The sequence below is a fragment of the uncultured Capnocytophaga sp. genome (assembly GCF_963525585.1).
Lineage (GTDB): Bacteria > Bacteroidota > Bacteroidia > Flavobacteriales > Flavobacteriaceae > Capnocytophaga.
Window position 1 is genome coordinate 1 of sequence record NZ_CAURLX010000089.1, and the last position, 2,543, is coordinate 2,543.

Sequence of the window (2,543 nt, forward strand, 5' to 3'; positions counted from 1 at the left end):
CTTGAATTTTTCGAATGAGATGTGAAATCTGTTCATAACTTTACTTTTTTAAATTATTTTGATGTGTTATTACCTAATTTGGTACTGCCTATGCTTTATTTTGCATTGCCCATACTTAATATTCGGTCGCCTGAGCTTAATATTGTAGTGCCTACACTTTATTTTGTATTGCCTGAACACAATATTAAGTTGCCTGTGATTGATATTGAGTTATTACCAAATAAAAATATTACTCAAATAAACAATCCACTATTTTTGGCAGATCGTTATACAAGTTCCGTTATAGGGTTGGTGGGGTATATTGAGTTTATTCTGAAAACTTATGCACATTAATCAATGATTTTCTCTTCTGTTAACTTTTCTTCAGAATCAGCACTTTCAATGGGAATAATAAGCTCTCCATTTTCAAATGAATCATCTTCAAATTGAGTAACTATCCAACGAAATTGTCTTTTTCCGTTTATATCTATTTCTATTGCTTTTAGAAAAGCTCCTGTAGTGAATATTTCCATCTTAATTATTTATGGGTTCCTTCTTCAAGAATTTGAATATTGGTATTAAATAGCTTGGGTTGGTTATAAGGAGCTATGCGATTATTAGCAAGTGTTATATATTCTTGTGAAATATCAAAACCTATGTATTTTCTATCAGCTTTTAGAGCTGAAATTGCCGTTGTTCCACTTCCTATAAAAGGATCTAATATAATATCCCCTACAAATGAATAAAGTTGAATTAGTCGAAAAGGTAACTCTTCAGGGAAAGGTGCAGGGTGTCCTATTTTTTTAGCACTTACCGCATTCATTGTCCAAATAGATTTTGTCCATTCCATAAATTGTTCTTTAGAAATAGTATTTTCCTTTTTACCTTTTTCACGTTTGTAATCTCCTTTTGAGAATACTAAAATATATTCGTGAATATCTCTTAAAGTAGGGTTTGCTGCACTCTGCCAACTTCCCCAAGCGGTCGATGGGCTAGCACTTGCAGCTTTATTCCAAATAATTTCACCTCGCATATTAAAGCCTATTTCTATCATCATTTTTGAAATATAATCAGATAAAGGAATATAGGGCTTTCTTCCTAAATTAGCCACATTAATACAAGCTCTACCTCCATTAACTAATACGCGATAAGTTTCGGTAAATACATTTTTAAGCAAACTTAAATATTCGCTTAATGAGAGGTCATCATCATATTCTTTTGATACATTATAAGGAGGGGAAGTTATCATTAAATGTACTGAATTATTAGGAATACTACTCATATTCTCTGAACTACCTAAAATAATAGTATTTTCCAAATAGTCAGGAAAAATATTCTCATTTTTATCAAGTACTTTTTTTTCCTCTAACTCTTTATATAATTTAGAATCATAAAACTTTGTGCTGTCGTGATTTATTCTTCCACTTGTTCCAAAAGTACTTGTTTGAGTTCCGTTCTGTTTTTTCATATTTTTATTTTTGGATAAGTGATAAGAATTTTTCGGCTTTAAGTATATCAGAATTTTCTTTGTTAGCTATAGTGATTATTTCTCCTAGTTTAGCCTTTGATAACATTGAAGAGAAATAATTCATATCATTTTTTGTAAGTCCTTTACAGAAGCTAGAAAGTTCTTCATAAGAGAAAAATGTTTGAAATCCTTTTTCAGGTGAATTTTTCAAAAAATCACCTTTTATATTTGGATTTAATGAAATAAATCCTTGAACTACTCCAGATTTTTTTAAAAAATCTACTTTTTTAATGTAACTTTGTGTAATTGGAGAGTTACCTATAATCAAAATAGGTATTTTTGTAGAAGCTATTCCCGAAACTCTAATATTTATAGATTTCCCAATAGCTTTTAACATACTGTCAGAACGTAGTAGAGAAGGATTTCCCTGATGTGTGTGATAATCTCCTATACAAATTATATCATCAATATTTTTATATTGATAATTAGAGACTACACTCATTTTTATTTCACAAATGAGTTTTATATTTTCTGCTTTTTGCTGTACTTCATTTGTTGTACAGAAAGCTAAATCTGCACTAGTTTGTCTTGATAGCCCTAATTCCTCACAAACTACACTATTTACTGCATATAAGTTTAAACTTTCTGCTATAGGAGCAAAAAAATCTCTAGCCCATTTCTCAGTAAAATTCCCTATTAAAGCATTTCTGCTTTGTAAGGCTTTCCCTTCTGCACTTTCTCCTTTAGGAGCATAAGCATATTTACCTGATTTTAAACTATAAAAGAGTTGTTCAGGAGAAGCAAAACTTTTCAAAGCTTCTTTGAAAAACTGTATTTCTAGTTCATTTTTCCAAAAATCCATTTTTGTCTTTATTTTAATTTGTTTGTTAAAATTACCCTTGTATCTGAATTTATAATTCAGTTATAGTTAAAACACTCTGGCAAAGCTCTTCTAATCTCCTTTTATACAACGAACTTTGCCAAAGTGCTGTGATTAACCATTCATCATTAACCGTTAATCATTGTTTGTACATCTTTTCTCTCAATTCCTGAATATTTTTGTCGTCCATATACTCATCAAAGGTCATATAGCGGT

At 30.2% G+C, this 2,543-nt stretch carries 4 protein-coding genes; 1 reads left to right on the forward strand and 3 read right to left on the reverse strand.

Annotated elements, in window-relative coordinates; translation table 11 throughout:
• Positions 1 to 21: 21 nt before the first annotated feature.
• Entirely contained in the window at positions 22 to 333 is a 312-nt protein-coding gene (locus RYK20_RS10890) for a hypothetical protein (RefSeq protein ID WP_314895439.1), read from the forward strand.
• Here RYK20_RS10890 and RYK20_RS10895 read toward each other — a convergent pair.
• From RYK20_RS10895 to RYK20_RS10905, 3 genes are read right to left on the reverse strand one after another with little or no spacing between them, the layout of a single operon-like run.
• Positions 330 to 512, reverse strand: a complete 183-nt coding sequence (locus RYK20_RS10895; RefSeq protein ID WP_095911128.1) for a hypothetical protein — start codon at positions 510 to 512, stop codon at positions 330 to 332. The genes RYK20_RS10890 and RYK20_RS10895 overlap by 4 nt on opposite strands.
• 5 nt (positions 513 to 517) lie before the next feature.
• On the reverse strand, positions 518 to 1,447 hold the full coding sequence (locus RYK20_RS10900) for a site-specific DNA-methyltransferase (protein ID WP_095911127.1): 930 nt from the start codon (positions 1,445 to 1,447) through the stop codon (positions 518 to 520).
• Between the two features lie 4 nt (positions 1,448 to 1,451).
• Positions 1,452 to 2,309 carry a hypothetical protein gene (locus RYK20_RS10905; protein ID WP_095911126.1) on the reverse strand — a complete coding sequence of 286 codons (858 nt, stop codon included), beginning with the start codon at positions 2,307 to 2,309 and terminating at the stop codon, positions 1,452 to 1,454.
• Between the last annotated feature and the right edge of the window lie 234 nt (positions 2,310 to 2,543).